The sequence below is a fragment of the Streptomyces sp. NBC_00224 genome, assembly GCF_041435195.1.
In the GTDB taxonomy this organism is placed as follows: Bacteria; Actinomycetota; Actinomycetes; order Streptomycetales; family Streptomycetaceae; genus Streptomyces.
On sequence record NZ_CP108106.1, the window covers coordinates 6,243,306 to 6,259,101 of the forward strand.

The window sequence follows — 15,796 nt, forward strand, 5'->3', positions numbered from 1 at the left end:
GGCGTCCGTCCGGAAGCGGGTGGCGGGGAAAGCGAGCGGAATGAAGATCGACTGGGACCGGCGCACCTGTGCGCGCCGGGGGCATGTGACGTACGAGCCGAGCGAGGCGGAGCTGCGCCAGCGGCTGCGCGCCCACACCGGGCTCGGCGAGGCCTGGCGCTGTCTGCGCTGCGGCGACTTCGCCCTCGGCACCCCGCACGGCTCGGGGCCCGCCGAGGACGCGCCGCTGGTGCCGCGCGGCAAGGTGCTGCGGGACCTGTTCATCCTGCGGTTCCTGGCCGTGGAGCGGCTGGTGCGCGGGGTGTTCATCGTCCTGGTGGCGGCCGCGGTGTGGAAGTTCAGCAACAGCCAGGACTCGGTGCGCCGGCTCTTCGACGAGAACCTGGACGTCCTGCGCCCGGTGTTCCAGCACTTCCACTACGACCTCGACCACTCGCCCGTCGTGGGCACCATCCAGAAGTCCTTCGGCTACAAGCACTCCACGCTGGTGGCGGTGGCGGCGGCGCTGCTCGTGTACGCGGTGATCGAGATCGTCGAGGCCGTCGGGCTGTGGCGGGCCGAGCGCTGGGCGGAGTACCTGACCGTCGTCGCCACGGCGGCGTTCCTGCCGCTGGAGATCTACGAGCTCACCGAGAAGATCAGCTACCTCAAGATCGTCACGCTGGGGCTCAACGTCCTCGCCGTGCTCTACATCCTGCTCTCCAAGCGCCTGTTCGGCCTTCGCGGCGGGCGGGCAGCCTTTGAGGCGGAGAGGCACAGCGCGTCGCTGATGGAAGTCGAGGCGACGGCCGGTCTCGCGGTGGGGACGACGTGAAGGGAACCGGAACGATGAGCAAGAAGTTCGCAGTGGTACTCGCCCTCCTCCTGGGCACGGCCCTGGTGGCCCCGGCGGCGGCCGAGGCGGCGCCGAACGCGGTGGTGCGGACGGTGTCGGCGCAGCCGGCGTCCGACGCGCTCGCGCCCGCCGCCGCACAGGCGGCGGCGCACCAGACGGCCGGCCACGCTTCCCATGTGACGCTCGCCAAGCCGAAGAAGAAGAAAAAGAAGAAGAGCTTCCTCAAGAAGCTGGGCATCCTCCTCCTGGTGATCTTCCTGCTCTTCGTGGCGCTGATCGTCCTGGTGATCTGGCTGATCGTCCGCAAGATCCGCAGGCGGCGCACGGCCTGACGTACGCGCCCCTCACGGCAGCAGCGCCCGCTCCTCGTCGGTGAGGACCAGATCGGCGGCCGCCGCCGAGTCCCGTACGGACTCGGGGCGGCTGCCGCCCGGAATGGGGATCACGTTCGGGAAGCGGTCGAGCAGCCAGGCCAGGGCGATCTGCTGCGGACTGACGCCACGGACGCGAGCGACGGCGTGGAACCCGTCGTACGAGGAGTCGGCGGCGATCGCCGAAGCCCCGTCCAGCGAGCTCCGCGAGATCCCGCCGAGCGGACTCCACGGCAGGAACGCGATCCCCAGCTCGGCGGTGAGTCGCAGCTCGGGCTCGGCGTCGCGGACGGCGGGGGAGTAGCGGTTCTGCACCGCCACCAGCCGGTCCCCGAGGATCTCCCTGGCCTGCCGGATCTGACCGGCGTCGGCGTTGGAGATCCCGGCGAGCCGGACCGTACCGTCGTCGAGGAGCTCGCGCAGGGCGCCGAGCGAGTCCGCGTACGGGACCGCCGGGTCCGGCTTGTGCAGCTGGTAGAGGCCGATGGCTTCGGTGCCGAGCCGCCGCAGCGACTCCTTCGCTGCCCGCTTCAGATGCTCCGGCCGCCCGTCGACGCTCCAGTCCCCGTCGTCGGTGCGCCCGCGCCCGCCCTTGGTGGCGACGAGGACGCCGTCCGTGTCACCGCCGTACGAGGCGAGGGCGCGGGCGAGGAGCAGCTCGTTGTGACCGGGCTCGCCGCCGGGGGCGTAGTACGAGTCGGCGGTGTCGAGCAGGGTCATCCCCGCGTCGAGCGCCGCGTGGACGGTGGCGAGGGCGCGCGCCTCGTCGGGCCGCCCTTCGATGGACAGGGGCATGGCGCCGTACCCGATGGCGCCGACCTTCACGTCTCCAAGTGTGCGGTACCGCATGTCAGTTGCTCCCCTTGAGCGTCTCGGCCACGGCGTCCGTGAGCCAGTCCCCGGTGTGCGAGAAGGTGAACCCGAGCCGCTCGGCGCGGGTGTTGTCCATGCCGTACGAGCGCCGGAAGGAGAACGGCGAGACCTCTCCGACCTCCACCGCCCGGTACCGCGCGGGCCCGCCGCCGATCGCGGCCACGATGTCCTCGGTGGTGAGCGGCCCGTGCGAGGCGGCGTTCACGGGCCCGGTGAAGTCCTGCCCCGCCGTCCAGAAGAGGAAGTCGGCGATCTCGTCGACGTTGATGTAGGTGGCGGGGTGGTTGGGAGCCGGGACGGCGATGGGCTCGCCGTCGCGGAGGCGCTCCGCGTAGTGGGTGACGCGCCCGGTGAAGTCGTCGGCGCCGCCGAGGACATGGGCGACGCGGACGGAGACGTACGGGAAGTCGGGCGCGGCGGCGAACACGGCTTCGGCCTGCCGCTTGCCTTCCCCGTAATGGGAGGCGAGGAAGTCGTTCTCCTCCCACGGGAGTTCAAGGTCGAAGGCGATGCCGAGGGGGTCGACGGCGGCTTCCCGCACCGGCTGGGCCGAGTCCTCGTACTCGTACACCTCCACCGTCGACGTCATCACGTACCGACGGGTGCGGTGGGCGAAGACGCGGCGGGCGGCGGCGGCCTGGCGCGGGGTGTAGCAGACCTGGTCGAGGACGACGTCGAACGTCCGGTCACCGAGGGCGGCTTCGAGGGCGGCCTCGTCGTCGCGGTCGGCGACGAGGTGTTCCGTGCCGGGAGGGGGCGGCGAGGACCCCCGGTTCAGTACGGTGACGTGGTCACCGGCGGTGACGAGCCGGGCGATGAGCCGCTTGCCGAAGTAGCGATTACCACCGATGACCAGCACGTTTCGCGTGTTCTCTGCCATGTCGTTTGCCATGTACACAGTGTTACGTTGGCGGGTGGAATCCTGAAGGGGGAAACATGGGAGAACTGTCCGCTGTACCGAAGGAACCACGGAGTTCAAGGGCGTTGGCCCACGATTCCTCATCGGCCTTGGATCAGGTGGACCGGCAGCTCCTCGAACTGGTCCAGTCGGAGGGCCGGATCAAGCTGAGCGAGCTGGGCCGGAGGGTGCGGCTGAGCCCCGCCGCCGTCACGGAACGGCTGCGGCGGCTGGAGGCGAGCGGGGCGATCACGGGGTACGGGGCACGGGTCGACCCGGCGCGGCTCGGCTACGGCATCCAGGCGTTCATCCGGGTCAACCCGCACGGCGGCTACACCCTGAAGCACCCCAGGACGCTGGAGCTGATGGAGCGCGAGGAGATCCGGGAGGTCCACCACGTGGTGGGCGAGGACTGCTGGATCATCAAGGTCGCGGTCGCGGACACGGTCCACTTGGAGGAGGTGCTGGGGGAGGTGTCGGCGCTGGGGCGTACGACGACGTCGATCGTGCTGTCGTCACCGGTGATCGGGAAGCCGCTGCTGCCGCCGGGCCGCTGACCTGCACGCTTACCTCGTAGTGCGTATCTGACAAATAAGTCCGTACTTGTGGGGAGTTGGGGCGGGGCGAAAGATCGTCTGCATGACGACACAGCGCAACGACCTGGATTCCCCTCATACCCCCCTTACCCCTCTTACCCCTGTGACCGTTCTCGGCCTCGGCAACATGGGCCGCGCGCTGGCCGGCGCGTTGCTCGCGGCCGGGCATCCGACCACCGTCTGGAACCGTTCGGCCGGGCGCGGCGACGACCTCGTGGCCCGGGGCGCGGTCCACGCCACGAGCGCCGAGGACGCGGTGCGGGCGAGCGTGCTGACGGTGGTGTGCGTGGTCGACTACGACGCGGCCGAGGCGATCCTGGCGCCGGTGGCGGAGGCCGGGGCGTTCGAGGGCGGCCGGGTCCTGGTGAACCTCACCTCGGACACGCCCGAGCGGTCCCGTTCGGCGGCGGCGTGGGCGGCCGAACACGGCATCGCGTATCTCGACGGCTCGGTGATGGTGCCGACGACCGTGGTCGGCGGGCCCGAGGCGTTGATCTTCTACAGCGGGGACCGCGAGGCGTTCGCCACGCACGAGGGTGTGCTGCGAGCACTGGGCGGCAAGGCCACGTTCCTGGGCGAGGATCCGGGCCTGGCGGCGGTGTACGACCTGGCGATGCTCGACTTCTTCTATACGGCGATGTCGGGGCTGGTGCACGCGTACGCCCTGGCGGGGGCGGACGGGGTGGGGGCGGCGCGGCTGGCCCCGTACCTGGACACGATCTCGTCGATCCTGCCGCCCATCTCCGCGGTGATGGCCGGGCACATCGACGCGGGCGCGCACCCCGGCGACCTGGGCACCCTCGCGATGGAGGTCGCGGGCATCGACCACATCCTGCACATGGCCAGGACCCGGGGCCTGGATGTCACGGTCCTGGAGGCGGTCCGGGCGATCGCGGGGCGGGCAGTGGAGAAGGGGCATGGGGGTGACGACTGGTCGCGGACGGTGGAGGAGGTGCGGGGGTAGGGGTGGGGCGGTTTTTCCCCACCCCACCCCTTCCCGAAAGCCCTCTGGCGGGCGGCCGGGGGGCTTCGCCCCCTGGACCCGTGTTCGTCTGCGGGCCGGTGGTGGGCTGGCCGCGCAGTTCCCCGCGCCCCTTAAATGCCGCTGCGCGGAATCCGCATTTTTAGGGGCGCGGGGAACTGCGCGAGCAACCACGGACGGCCTGCAGACGAACGGGGTCCGGGGGCGCAGCCCCCGGGAAACCACCTCCACCCCCCCACCCACCCCCGGAGGGTCTAGGCGAAGGGGCGGGGTGGGGCTTCCCCTTGCCTTGACGTCCGCGTCAAGGATTACCGTCGCAGCATGCGAATCGGCGAGTTGGCCGCGCGGGCCGGGACCACCACCCGGGCGCTGCGCTACTACGAGTCGCGCGGCCTGCTGACCGCGCGCCGGGCGGAGAACGGGTACCGCGCGTACGACGAGGACGACCTGCGACTGCTCACCCAGATCCGGACCCTCCAGGACTTCGGGTTCGAGCTGGAGGAGACGAGGCCGTTCGTGGAGTGCCTGCGGGCGGGCCACCCGGCGGGGGACACCTGCCCCGCGTCGCTCGCCGTCTACCGGCGCAAGCTGGCCGAGCTCGACGGGCTCATCGGGCAGCTCCAGTCCGTACGCGACCAGGTCGGCGCGCAGCTGGCCCGGGCGGAGACGGCCCGCGCCGAGCTGGAGGCCGGTTCGCTGGTGCCCGGGGCCCCCGGGTGCGAAATGACGGGTATCGAGGAGGGGTTGGGATGAGCGTGCAGGCCGTGGGTGTGGACGTCGTGACGGATGCGACCTTCGACGCGGAGGTGCTGGCGGCGGATCTGCCGGTGCTGGTGGAGTTCACCGCCGAGTGGTGCGGGCCGTGCCGGCAGCTCGCGCCGGTGCTGAGCCAGATCGCCTTCGAGGAGGGCGACCGGCTCAAGGTCGTGCAGCTGGACGTGGACAAGGACCCGGAGACGACGGTGAAGTACGGCGTGCTGTCGATGCCGACGCTGATGGTGTTCCGCGCGGGCGAGCCGGTGAAGTCGATGGTGGGCGCGCGCCCGAAGCGTCGCCTGATGCAGGAGCTCGAAGACGTGCTGTAGTGCCGGTCGCAGTTCCCGTAAGTGCTGGAGAAACAAAAATGCCCCGGTCCGATATTGCGGCCGGGGTTTTTCTCTGCCTATAGTGGATTCTTCGTGTGCGACCATTCGGAAACACACGAAAAGCCCTTACAGAAAGCACTGTATCGCGTCAGGAGCGGAATTGTCAACCGAGGAAATTCGGAAAGAACAGCAATTCATCGACGGGCTCTACGCACGCCTCGAAGACCTGCGCGAGCAGGCCGAGGTGTCGGTGCGGCGCGCTCTGGCGCAGGTCGGGACCGGTCTCCAGGCGCGGTTTGAGCGCGATGTGCTGGTGGCCGAGCAGTCCGGGCTGCTCAGCGCGCTCGACGGCGGCGAGAACGGGCTCTGCTTCGGCCGCCTCGACTTTTCCGACGGGCGCGCCCACCACATCGGCCGCATCGGAATCCGTCGCGACGACACGGAACGCACGCCCCTCGTCGTCGACTGGCGGGCCGATGTGGCGCGGCCGTTCTATCTCGCCACCGGGTACACCCCGATGGGGCTGCGCCGCAGGCGGTACCTCACCACCCAGGGGCGTACGGTCACCGCGCTGCACGACGAGATCCTCGACCTCGCGGACGCGGCCCGCACCGGGCACGAGGGCGCGGACGCCGACGCCGTGCTGCTCGCGGCGCTGGACGCGGCCCGCACCGGCCGGATGCACGACATCGTGCAGACCATCCAGGCCGAGCAGGACAAAATCATCCGGGCCCCGCAGCGCGGCGTCCTCGTCGTCGAGGGCGGGCCCGGCACCGGCAAGACGGCGGTCGCGCTGCACCGGGCGGCGTATCTGCTCTATGCGTACCGCGAGCAGCTGGCCCGGCGCGCCGTGCTGATCGTCGGCCCCAACCCGGCGTTCCTCGGCTATATCGGGGAGGTGCTGCCCGCGCTCGGCGAGACCGGCGTGCTGCTCGCCACCATGGGCGAGCTCTTCCCCGGAGTGCACGCCAACGGCACCGACACCCCGGCCGCCGCCGAGGTCAAGGGGCGGAGTGCGATGGCCGAGGTGCTGGCCGAGGCCGTGCGCGACCGGCAGACCGTTCCGCACATCGCCGCCGAGATCGACCACGAGGGGTACGGGACGCTCAGCCTCGACCGGGCCATGGCCGAGGACGCCCGCTGGCGCGCCCGCGAGAGCGGGCTTCCGCACAATCTGGCCCGCCCGCACTTCGCCTTCCACATCATCGACGCGCTCACCGCACAGCTCGCCGAGCGGATCGGCGCGGATCCCTTCGGCGGCGAGAACCTGCTCGGCCCCGACGACCTCGCCCAGCTCGGCAAGGAGATCGCCACCAGCCACGAGGTGCACGCCGCCATCGACGAGTTCTGGCCCGCGCTCACCCCGGAGCGGTTCGTCGCCGACTTCCTGGCCGATCCGTCCCATCTGGCGGACATCGACGCGGAGTTGATCCGCCGCGAGGGCGGTGACTGGACGGCGGCCGACGTGCCGCTGCTCGACGAGGCCGCCGAAATCCTCGGCGAGGACGACTCGGCGGCCCGCGCCGCCGCCGAGGCCGAGCGCCAGGACCGGATCGCGTACGCGCAGGGCGTCCTCGACCTCTCCGCGGGCTCGGAGAGCTTCGAGTTCGAGGACGAGGAGTCCGAGGTGCTCGCGGCGCACAACATCATCGACGCCGAGCGGTTCGCGGACCGCCACGAGGAGGCCGACCACCGCAGCGCCGCCGAGCGCGCCGCCGCCGACCGCACCTGGGCGTTCGGCCACATCATCGTGGACGAGGCGCAGGAGCTCTCCGCGATGGCCTGGCGGCTGCTGATGCGCCGCTGCCCGACCCGCTCGCTCACCCTGGTCGGGGACCCCGCCCAGACCGCCGACGCGGCGGGCGTCGGTTCCTGGCGGCGGATCCTGGAGCCGTACGTGGAGGACCGCTGGGAGCATGTGCGCCTCGGGGTCAACTACCGTACGCCCGCCGAGATCATGGAGGTGGCGGCGCAGGTCTGCCGCGCGGTGGACCCGTCGTTCGAGCCGCCGAGCTCGGTACGGGCCACGGGGGTGCGGCCCTGGGCGCGCGAGGCGGCGCCGCACGCCCTCGCGCAGGCCGTCGCCGAGGCGGTGAAGGCGGAGACCCCCGGGGCGGGCCGCCTCGCGGTCGTCGCGCCCCGCACCCTCCACCCCGCGCTGCACGCCGCGCTCCCGGACGTCCCGCCGGGCGAGCCCGATCTGACCCGCCCGGTCGTCCTGCTCGACCCGCGTCAGGCCAAGGGGCTTGAGTTCGACACGGTCCTGGTGGTGGAGCCGGCCGAGTACGGGGTCAGCGACCTGTACGTGGCGCTGACCCGGGCCACCCAGCGGCTCGGCGTGCTGCACTCGGCGCCCCTGCCGAAGGCGCTGGCCGAGGCGTTGGAGGGCTGACTCACACCGGCCGCAGCCACACCGTGGCCAGCGGCGGCAGGGTCAGCTGGATGCTGACCGGCTGCCCGTGGGTCGGTGTGGAGTCCGGCTTGAGGGGGTCCTCGTTGCGGATGTCGCCGCCGCCGTAGCGCGCGGCGTCCGTGTTGAGGACCTCCGCCCAGGCGGGGACGGTGTCGGGGACGCCGAGCCGGTAGTCGTGGCGGACCACCGGGGAGAAGTGGGAGACGGCCAGCAGCGGGGCGCCGGAGGCGTCGTGGCGCAGGAAGGCGAAGACGTTGTCCTCCGCCGCGTCGCCCGCCACCCAGGCGAAGCCGGCCGGGTCGGTGTCCCGCTGCCACAGCGGCGGGGCGTCGCGGTAGACCGTGTTGAGGTCGCGGACCAGGTCCCGTACGCCCCGGTGGTCCGGCTCGGCCGAGTACGACGGGTCGAGCAGCCACCAGTCGGGGCCGTGCGTCTCCGACCACTCCGCCCCCTGGGCGAACTCCTGTCCCATGAAGAGGAGTTGCTTGCCCGGGTGCGCCCACATGAAGCCCAGATAGGCGCGGTGGGTGGCGCGTTGCTGCCACCAGTCGCCGGGCATCTTGGAGACCAGCGAGCGCTTGCCGTGGACGACCTCGTCGTGGGAGATCGGCAGGACGTAGTTCTCGCTGTACGCGTACACCATCGAGAACGTCATCTCGTGGTGGTGGTACTTGCGGTGGACCGGCTCGTGGGCCGCGTAGCCCAGCGAGTCGTGCATCCAGCCCATGTTCCACTTCAGGCCGAAGCCGAGCCCGCCGAAGCCGCCGGGGCCCACGTGGTGGGTCGCGCGCGTCACGCCGTCCCACGCCGTGGACTCCTCGGCGATGGTGATCGCGCCCGGGCAGCGGCGGTAGACCGTGGCGTTCATCTCCTGGAGGAAGGCCACCGCGTCCAGGTTCTCCCGGCCGCCGTGCTCGTTGGGCGCCCACTCGCCCTCCTCGCGCGAGTAGTCCAGATAGAGCATCGAGGCGACCGCGTCCACCCGCAGCCCGTCGATGTGGAACTCCTCGCACCAGTACGTGGCGTTGGCCACCAGGAAGTTGCGGACCTCCTTGCGGCCGTAGTCGAATTCGAGGGTGCCCCAGTCGGGGTGCTCGGAGCGCGCCGGGTCCTCGTGCTCGTACAGGGTGCGCCCGTCGAAGTGGGCCAGCGCCCAGTCGTCCTTCGGGAAGTGCGCGGGCACCCAGTCGACGATCACCCCGATCCCGGCCCGGTGCAGCGCGTCCACCAGGAAGCGGAAGTCGTCCGGGGTGCCCATCCGGGCGGTGGGGGCGTAGAAGCCGGTCACCTGGTAGCCCCAGGAGCCCCCGAAGGGGTGCTCGGCCACCGGCAGGAACTCGACGTGGGTGAAGCCCAGGTCGCGTACGTACGCCGGGAGCTGCTCGGCGAGTTGATGATACGTCAGGCGTGGTCGCCAGGACGGCAGGTGCACCTCGTACACCGAGAACGGGGACTCGTGGACCGGCCGGTCGCCCCGCGCCGCCATCCACAGGTCGTCCTGCCACACGTGGTGCGACTCGGTCACGATCGACGCGGTCGCCGGCGGTACCTCGGTGCGCCGGGCCATCGGGTCGGCCCGCAGGGTGTGCGAGCCGTCGGGGCGGGTGATGTCGAACTTGTAGAGCGCGCCGTCGCCGACGCCCGGCAGGAACAGCTCCCACACGCCGGTGGAGCCGAGCGAGCGCATCGGGTACGCCGTGCCGTCCCAGTAGCAGAAGTCGCCGGTGACACGGACGCCGAGGGCGTTGGGGGCCCAGACGGTGAACCGGGTGCCTGGCACGCCCTGGTGGGTCATCGGGCGCGCGCCGAGCGCCGTCCACAGCTCCTCGTGGCGGCCCTCGCCGATCAGGTGCAGATCGAGGTCGCCGAGCGCCGGCAGGAAGCGGTACGGGTCCTCGGCCTCGATCTCGCTGTCGTCGTAGGCGATGAGCAGCGAGTACTCGGGGACCTCGGGCAGCGGCAGCACCCCGCAGAACAGGCCGTCGCCCTCGTCGTGCAACTCGGCGCGGAGCCCCTTGGCCAGCACGGTCACGGCCTGCGCGTACGGCCGCAGCACCCGGAACGCGACGCCGCCGCGCACCAAGTGGGCGCCGAGCAGCGCGTGCGGGTCGTGGTGCGCCCCGGCGAGCAGCCGGGCGCGGTCGTCCGCGGCGAGCGGCCGCGCGGCCCGTACGCCGTGGCTCCCGCCGCGCTTCGGCTTCGACGGCGCTTCCGTCGTCGACGACTCGGGGGAGCCGGGCCGGGAGGGATCGGGGTTCTGCGGGCGGGCGGTCACGGGTACGGCCTCCTCGGGGGCGGTGCGGGGGTCGGGGTCAGTCCTGGGCCAGTCGGCGGACCGCCGCCATCGGGACGGCGAGCCAGTCGGGGCGGTGGCGGGCCTCGTAGAGCACCTCGTACACCGCCTTGTCGGTCTCGTACGCCCGCAGCAGCTCGGGCTCGTCGCGCGGGTCGGTGCCCGCGGTCGCCGCGTAGCCCGTGCAGTACGCGTCGCGGCAGGACTCGGCCCACTCGGGGCGCCACGGGAGCTGGGTGCGGGCGGCGTAGTCGAAGGAGCGCAGCATCCCGGCGACATCGCGGACCGGTGGCTGCGGGCGGCGGCGCTCGGCCAGCGGCCGGGCGGGCTCGCCCTCGAAGTCGATGACCGCCCAGCCGCCGCCGTCGGTCCGCAGGGTCTGGCCCAGGTGCAGATCGCCGTGGACGCGCTGGGCGGGCCGGGACCCGGCCACCTGGGTCACCGCGTCGAACGCGGCCCGCAGCCCGGGCACATGGGGCAGCAGCGTCGGCACCGCCCGCGCGGTCGCCTCCAGGCGCTCGCGCATCGCGGCCGCGAGCAGCTCGGTCTGGGCGCGGCCGAGCGTGACCACCGGCAGTGCGGCGGCGAGCGCGGTGTGCACCTCGGCGGTGGCCCGGCCGAGCGCGTGGGCCTCCCGGGTGAAGTCGCGCCGGTCGGCGAGCGCGCGCAGCGCCAGCTGCCAGCCGTCCTGGGAGCCGCGCAGGAACGGCTGGAGCACGGCGAGCGTGGCGTGCTCGGGCCGCTCGGTCTGGATCCAGGCGGCGGGCGCGGGCACCCGGGGGCACCCGTGCCGGGCCAGGACCAGCGGAAGCTCCAGGTCGGGGTTGACCCCGAAGTGGATCCGGCGGAATACCTTGAGGATGAACGTATCTCCGTACACCAGCGAGGAGTTGGACTGCTCGGTGGCGAGGAGGCGGGGCGCGAGCCCGGCGGGGACGGGGATGCCCGCGTCGCAGCCGAAGCGCAGCGGGCCGAGCCGCCCCGGGGTGCGCAGCCGTTCCAGGAGCAGCGCGGCGACCTGCGGGTCCTGGAGCGCGTCGTACACGGTGAGCCCGGTCAGCGGTCCGGCGGTGGCGTGGCCGACGAGCGCGGGGGCGAGCGGCGGCGGCAGCATCTTCCGTACGCCGAGCAGCAGCTGGTAGACGTCGCCGGGCTCGGGAGCGGCGCCGGACTGCTCGGCCCGTACGAGCAGATGCAGACAGCCCGGGAGCAGCTCGGTGACCGAGGCCAGCGAGAAGCCGGTGACCGGGCGGCCCTTGCCCGCGAACCAGCGCTGTCTGGGGAGCCATTCGTGCAGCAGCGGCGCCAGCGAGGGCAGTAGCGCGACAGGAGTCAGGGTGGGTGCGGCCTTGGGCATGGCAGCGCGTCCTTTCCCCGGGCTCACAGCAGGATGTGCGCAGAGTGTCCCGGATTGCGGCATTGGCTGTCCGGCGGCGCGCGGAGCGTCCGGTGTGCCACTGGGAGCGGTCCGGAGCGTCGCTGAGGAGAGTGCCCCGGGCGGGCCGGAGGAAACCGGCCCGCCCGGGGCCGCCCGGAGGCGCCCCTCGGCGGGGTGGAACTAGCCGATCACGATGCAGTCCTTGCGCAGCCGGAACCAGTAGAAGCCGTGACCCGCCAGAGTCAGCAAGTACGGCCACTGGCCGATGGCCGGGAAGCGCACCCCGCCGATCAGCTCCACCGGATGGCGTCCGGCGAAGGCCCGCAGATCGAGCTCGGTGGGCTGGGCGAACCGCGAGAAGTTGTTCACGCAGAGCACCAGGTCGTCGCCCTCTCCGCCGGAAGCGGGTACTTCCCGCAGGAAGGCGAGGACCGCCGGGTTCGAGGACGGGAGTTCGGTGTACGAGCCGAGCCCGAAGGCCGGATTCTGCTTGCGGATCTCGATCATGCGCCGGGTCCAGTGCAGCAGCGACGACGGCGAGGCCATGGCGGCCTCGACGTTGGTCACCTGGTAGCCGTAGACCGGGTCCATGATCGTGGGCAGGAACAGCCGTCCCGGATCACAGGACGAGAAGCCCGCGTTGCGGTCGGGAGTCCACTGCATGGGGGTGCGCACCGCGTCCCGGTCGCCCAGCCAGATGTTGTCGCCCATCCCGATCTCGTCCCCGTAGTAGAGGATCGGCGAGCCGGGCAGCGAGAACAGCAGCGCGGTGAACAGCTCGATCTGGTTGCGGTCGTTGTCCAGCAGGGAGGCGAGCCGGCGCCGGATGCCGATGTTGGCGCGCATCCGGGGGTCCTTGGCGTACTCCGCGTACATGTAGTCGCGCTCTTCGTCCGTGACCATTTCGAGGGTCAGCTCGTCGTGGTTGCGCAGGAAGATGCCCCACTGGCAGGTCTTGGGGATGGCCGGGGTCTTGGCGAGCACCTCGGAGACCGGGTAACGGCTCTCGCGGCGCACGGCCATGAAGATGCGCGGCATCACGGGGAAGTGGAACGCCATGTGGCACTCGTCGCCGCCCGCCGCGTAGTCGCCGAAGTAGTCGACGACGTCCTCCGGCCACTGGTTGGCCTCGGCGAGCAGCACGGTGTCCGGGTAGCTCGCGTCGATCTCGGCGCGCACCCGCTTGAGGAACTCATGGGTGGCCGGCAGGTTCTCGCAGTTGGTGCCCTCCTCCTGGTAGAGGTACGGGACGGCGTCGAGGCGGAAGCCGTCGATTCCCAGGTCCAGCCAGAACCGCAGCGCGGCCAGGATCTCGTCCTGGACGGCCGGGTTCTCGTAGTTGAGGTCGGGCTGGTGGGAGAAGAAGCGGTGCCAGTAGTACTGCTTGCGGATGGGGTCGAAGGTCCAGTTGGAGGTCTCGGTGTCGACGAAGATGATCCGGGCGTCCTGGAACTGCTTGTCGTTGTCGGCCCAGACGTAGTAGTCGCCGTACGGGCCCGCGGGGTCCTTGCGCGACTCCTGGAACCACGGGTGCTGGTCGCTGGTGTGGTTCATCACGAAGTCGATGATCACGCGCATGCCGCGTTGGTGGGCGGCGTCCACGAACTCCACGAAGTCGGCGAGGTCGCCGAACTCCGGGAGTACCGCGGTGTAGTCCGAGACGTCGTAACCGCCGTCCCGCAGTGGGGACTTGAAGAAGGGCGGCAGCCAGAGGCAGTCCACCCCCAGCCACTGCAGGTAGTCGAGTTTGGCGGTGATGCCCTTCAGATCCCCTACGCCGTCGCCGTTGCTGTCCTGGAAGGACCGCACGAGCACCTCGTAGAAGACGGCCCGCTTGAACCATTCGGGGTCGCGGTCCTTGGCGGGAGTGTCCTCGAAGGTGTCGTGGACGGGCTCGTTGACGATCATGGTGTGGGTGACCCTCCGATCGGCGGGGACGGTCGCAGGACCAGCACGTGCGCGGGCGCGCGGCCCGGCTCTAGGCGCACGTAGTTGGTCCTGCCCCAGTGGTAGGTCTCACCGGTGAGCTCGTCGCGCACCGGGACGGACTCGTGCCACGAAAGGCCGAGTTCCGGCATGTCCAACGAGACCGTGGCCTCCTGGGTGTGGTGGGGGTCGAGGTTGGCGACCACCAGAACGGTGTTCGATCCCGAGCGCTTGCTGTACGCGAGCACCGCGTCGTTGTCGGTGTGGTGGAAGCGCAGCGAGCGCAGCTGCCGCAGCGCCGGGTGGCGGCGGCGGATCCGGTTCAGCGAGGTCAGCAGTGGGGCCAGCGAACGGCCCTCGCGCTCGGCCGCCTCCCAGTCCCGGGGCCGCAGCTCGTACTTCTCCGAGTTCAGGTACTCCTCGCTGCCGCCGTGCAGCGCCGCGTTCTCGCACAGCTCGTAGCCCGCGTACACGCCCCAGCTGGGCGCGAGCGTCGCGGCGAGCACCGCGCGCAGCTCGAAGGCGGGGCGGCCGCCGTGCTGGAGGTAGGCGTGCAGGATGTCCGGCGTGTTCACGAAGAAGTTGGGGCGCATGTACGCGGCCGCCTCGCCGGTCAGCTCGGTGAGGTAGTCGGTCAGCTCCTGCTTGGTGGTGCGCCAGGTGAAGTACGTGTACGACTGCTGGAAGCCGATCCGGGCCAGCGTGTGCATCATCGCGGGCCGGGTGAACGCCTCGGCCAGGAACACCACGTCCGGGTCGGTCCCGTTGACCTCGGCGAGCACCTGCTCCCAGAACACCGCCGGCTTGGTGTGCGGATTGTCGACGCGGAAGATCCGCACCCCGTGGTCCATCCAGAACCGCAGGATCCGCACGGTCTCGGCGACCAGGCCCGGCATGTCCCGGTCGAAGGCGAGCGGGTAGATGTCCTGGTACTTCTTGGGCGGGTTCTCGGCGTACGCGATGGTGCCGTCCGCACGGTGGTGGAACCAGTCGGGGTGCTTGTCCACCCAGGGGTGGTCCGGCGAGCACTGGAGCGCGAAGTCGAGGGCGACCTCCATACGCAGATCGCGGGCCGTGCGCACGAAGTCGTCGAAGTCGTCGAGGGTGCCCAGGTCGGGGTGGATCGCGTCGTGCCCGCCGTCCGGCGAGCCGATGGCCCAGGGCACGCCCACGTCGCCGGGCGCGGCCGCCAGGCTGTTGTTGGGGCCCTTGCGGAACGTGGTGCCGATGGGGTGCACGGGCGGCAGATAGACCACGTCGAAGCCCATCGCGGCGACCGCGGGCAGCCGCTCGGCGGCGGTCCGGAACGTGCCGCTCACCGGCGGCTTCCCGGCCTGGACCACCGCGCCCTCGGAGCGCGGGAACAGCTCGTACCAGGAACCGAAGAGCGCCCGCTCGCGCTCGACCAGGAGCGACAGCGGCTCCGAGGCGCTGAGCAGTTCGCGCAGCGGGTACCGGGCGAGGGCCGCGTCGGCCTCGGGGGTGAGGGCCGCGGCCAGCCGGGCGGCCGGCGGGCGGGAGCCGTCGCGCAGCGCGTCCACCGCGGCGAGCACCGCCTCGCGGCCCTTGGTCTTCGGCACCCCGCGCGCGGCCCGCTCGTACAGCGCCGCGCCCTCGGCGAGGACGAGGTCGGTGTCCAGACCCGCCGGGATCTTGATCCCGGCGTACCGGCGCCAGGTGGCCACCGGGTCGCTCCACGCCTCGACCGTATACGACCAGCGCCCTTCGGCCGCCGGAGTGACCTCGGCGCCCCAGCGGTCGCTGCCGGGCGCCAGCTCGCGCATCGGCGTCCACGGTCCGGGCCGCCCGCGCGGGTCGCGCAGGACCACGTTGGCGGCCACCGAGTCATGGCCCTCGCGGAAGACGGTGGCGGTGACCATGAAGGTCTCGCCCGCCACCGCCTTCGCCGGCCTTCTGCCGCAGTCGACGGCGGGGCGGACGTCCAGGACGGGGATACGGCCGATGGGCAGATTCACGGGCTCACCTGGTGGCTGGTGGGTGCGGGGCGTGGCGGGGTCTGCTCTTTGTAACTGCTCCGTTGACGTTTGACGGGCTGCGGGCATGGCCGCTCCTGTCCGCGTTCACTCGGGTGGCGGTTAGCGGTTGCACAGACGGCGTCCTACCGATGGAGCCTTCCACAGGCTCC

13 protein-coding genes are annotated in these 15,796 nt (G+C 71.5%); 7 read left to right on the forward strand and 6 right to left on the reverse strand.

The window, feature by feature from the left end; all coding sequences use genetic code 11:
• Positions 1-40: 40 nt before the first annotated feature.
• Complete coding sequence (locus OG965_RS28060) at positions 41-814, forward strand: DUF2127 domain-containing protein (protein WP_371654827.1); 774 nt, start codon at positions 41-43, stop codon at positions 812-814.
• 14 nt (positions 815-828) lie between these two features.
• A complete protein-coding gene (locus tag OG965_RS28065; protein ID WP_371654828.1) occupies positions 829-1,167 on the forward strand; it encodes a hypothetical protein in 339 nt (112 codons plus the stop codon).
• A 12-nt stretch (positions 1,168-1,179) separates the two neighbouring features.
• Here the strand turns inward: OG965_RS28065 and OG965_RS28070 are convergent, their stop codons facing one another.
• A complete protein-coding gene (locus OG965_RS28070; RefSeq protein ID WP_371654829.1) occupies positions 1,180-2,055 on the reverse strand; it encodes an aldo/keto reductase in 876 nt (291 codons plus the stop codon).
• Position 2,056: 1 nt separating this feature from the next.
• The gene (locus OG965_RS28075; RefSeq protein ID WP_371654830.1) at positions 2,057-2,971 is read right to left on the reverse strand and encodes an NAD-dependent epimerase/dehydratase family protein; all 915 of its coding nucleotides are present in this window, start codon (positions 2,969-2,971) and stop codon (positions 2,057-2,059) included.
• A gap of 44 nt (positions 2,972-3,015) precedes the next feature.
• Between OG965_RS28075 and OG965_RS28080 the strand changes: the two genes are divergently transcribed.
• The 5 genes from OG965_RS28080 (at position 3,016) to OG965_RS28100 (ending at position 8,032) form a co-directional block, all read left to right on the forward strand.
• Entirely contained in the window at positions 3,016-3,534 is a 519-nt protein-coding gene (locus tag OG965_RS28080; RefSeq protein WP_371654831.1) for an Lrp/AsnC family transcriptional regulator, read from the forward strand.
• A gap of 142 nt (positions 3,535-3,676) precedes the next feature.
• Complete coding sequence (locus tag OG965_RS28085) at positions 3,677-4,537, forward strand: NAD(P)-dependent oxidoreductase (RefSeq protein WP_371654832.1); 861 nt, start codon at positions 3,677-3,679, stop codon at positions 4,535-4,537.
• A 339-nt stretch (positions 4,538-4,876) separates the two neighbouring features.
• The gene (locus tag OG965_RS28090) at positions 4,877-5,308 is read left to right on the forward strand and encodes a MerR family transcriptional regulator (RefSeq protein ID WP_371654833.1); all 432 of its coding nucleotides are present in this window, start codon (positions 4,877-4,879) and stop codon (positions 5,306-5,308) included.
• Positions 5,305-5,640, forward strand: a complete 336-nt coding sequence (gene trxA / locus OG965_RS28095) for a thioredoxin (protein ID WP_371654834.1) — start codon at positions 5,305-5,307, stop codon at positions 5,638-5,640. The genes OG965_RS28090 and trxA overlap by 4 nt, the downstream gene beginning before the upstream one ends.
• 160 nt (positions 5,641-5,800) lie before the next feature.
• Positions 5,801-8,032, forward strand: coding sequence for a helicase (locus tag OG965_RS28100; RefSeq protein ID WP_371654835.1), 2,232 nt, complete (start codon positions 5,801-5,803; stop codon positions 8,030-8,032).
• Position 8,033: 1 nt separating this feature from the next.
• Here the strand turns inward: OG965_RS28100 and glgB are convergent, their stop codons facing one another.
• From glgB to OG965_RS28120, 4 genes are all read right to left on the reverse strand, one after another.
• Positions 8,034-10,328, reverse strand: a complete 2,295-nt coding sequence (gene glgB / locus OG965_RS28105; protein WP_371654836.1) for a 1,4-alpha-glucan branching enzyme — start codon at positions 10,326-10,328, stop codon at positions 8,034-8,036.
• A gap of 37 nt (positions 10,329-10,365) precedes the next feature.
• Complete coding sequence (locus OG965_RS28110) at positions 10,366-11,703, reverse strand: maltokinase (protein WP_371654837.1); 1,338 nt, start codon at positions 11,701-11,703, stop codon at positions 10,366-10,368.
• A gap of 201 nt (positions 11,704-11,904) precedes the next feature.
• Positions 11,905-13,632, reverse strand: coding sequence for a maltose alpha-D-glucosyltransferase (gene treS / locus OG965_RS28115; protein WP_371654838.1), 1,728 nt, complete (start codon positions 13,630-13,632; stop codon positions 11,905-11,907).
• Positions 13,629-15,626 carry an alpha-1,4-glucan--maltose-1-phosphate maltosyltransferase gene (locus tag OG965_RS28120; RefSeq protein ID WP_371654839.1) on the reverse strand — a complete coding sequence of 666 codons (1,998 nt, stop codon included), beginning with the start codon at positions 15,624-15,626 and terminating at the stop codon, positions 13,629-13,631. Before OG965_RS28120 ends, treS begins: the two co-directional genes overlap by 4 nt.
• Positions 15,627-15,796: the final 170 nt, after the last annotated feature.

Excerpts from the sequence above, each read along its gene's own strand:
- OG965_RS28090 (WP_371654833.1), top strand. The coding sequence starts at position 4,877 with ATGCGAATCGGCGAGTTGGCCGCGCGGGCCGGGACCACCACCCGGGCG.
- OG965_RS28065 (WP_371654828.1), top strand. The coding sequence starts at position 829 with ATGAGCAAGAAGTTCGCAGTGGTACTCGCCCTCCTCCTGGGCACGGCC.
- OG965_RS28075 (WP_371654830.1), bottom strand. The coding sequence starts at position 2,971 with ATGGCAAACGACATGGCAGAGAACACGCGAAACGTGCTGGTCATCGGT.
- OG965_RS28060 (WP_371654827.1), top strand. The coding sequence starts at position 41 with ATGAAGATCGACTGGGACCGGCGCACCTGTGCGCGCCGGGGGCATGTG.
- OG965_RS28080 (WP_371654831.1), top strand. The coding sequence starts at position 3,016 with ATGGGAGAACTGTCCGCTGTACCGAAGGAACCACGGAGTTCAAGGGCG.
- treS (WP_371654838.1), bottom strand. The coding sequence starts at position 13,632 with ATGATCGTCAACGAGCCCGTCCACGACACCTTCGAGGACACTCCCGCC.
- trxA (WP_371654834.1), top strand. The coding sequence starts at position 5,305 with ATGAGCGTGCAGGCCGTGGGTGTGGACGTCGTGACGGATGCGACCTTC.
- OG965_RS28070 (WP_371654829.1), bottom strand. The coding sequence starts at position 2,055 with ATGCGGTACCGCACACTTGGAGACGTGAAGGTCGGCGCCATCGGGTAC.
- OG965_RS28110 (WP_371654837.1), bottom strand. The coding sequence starts at position 11,703 with ATGCCCAAGGCCGCACCCACCCTGACTCCTGTCGCGCTACTGCCCTCG.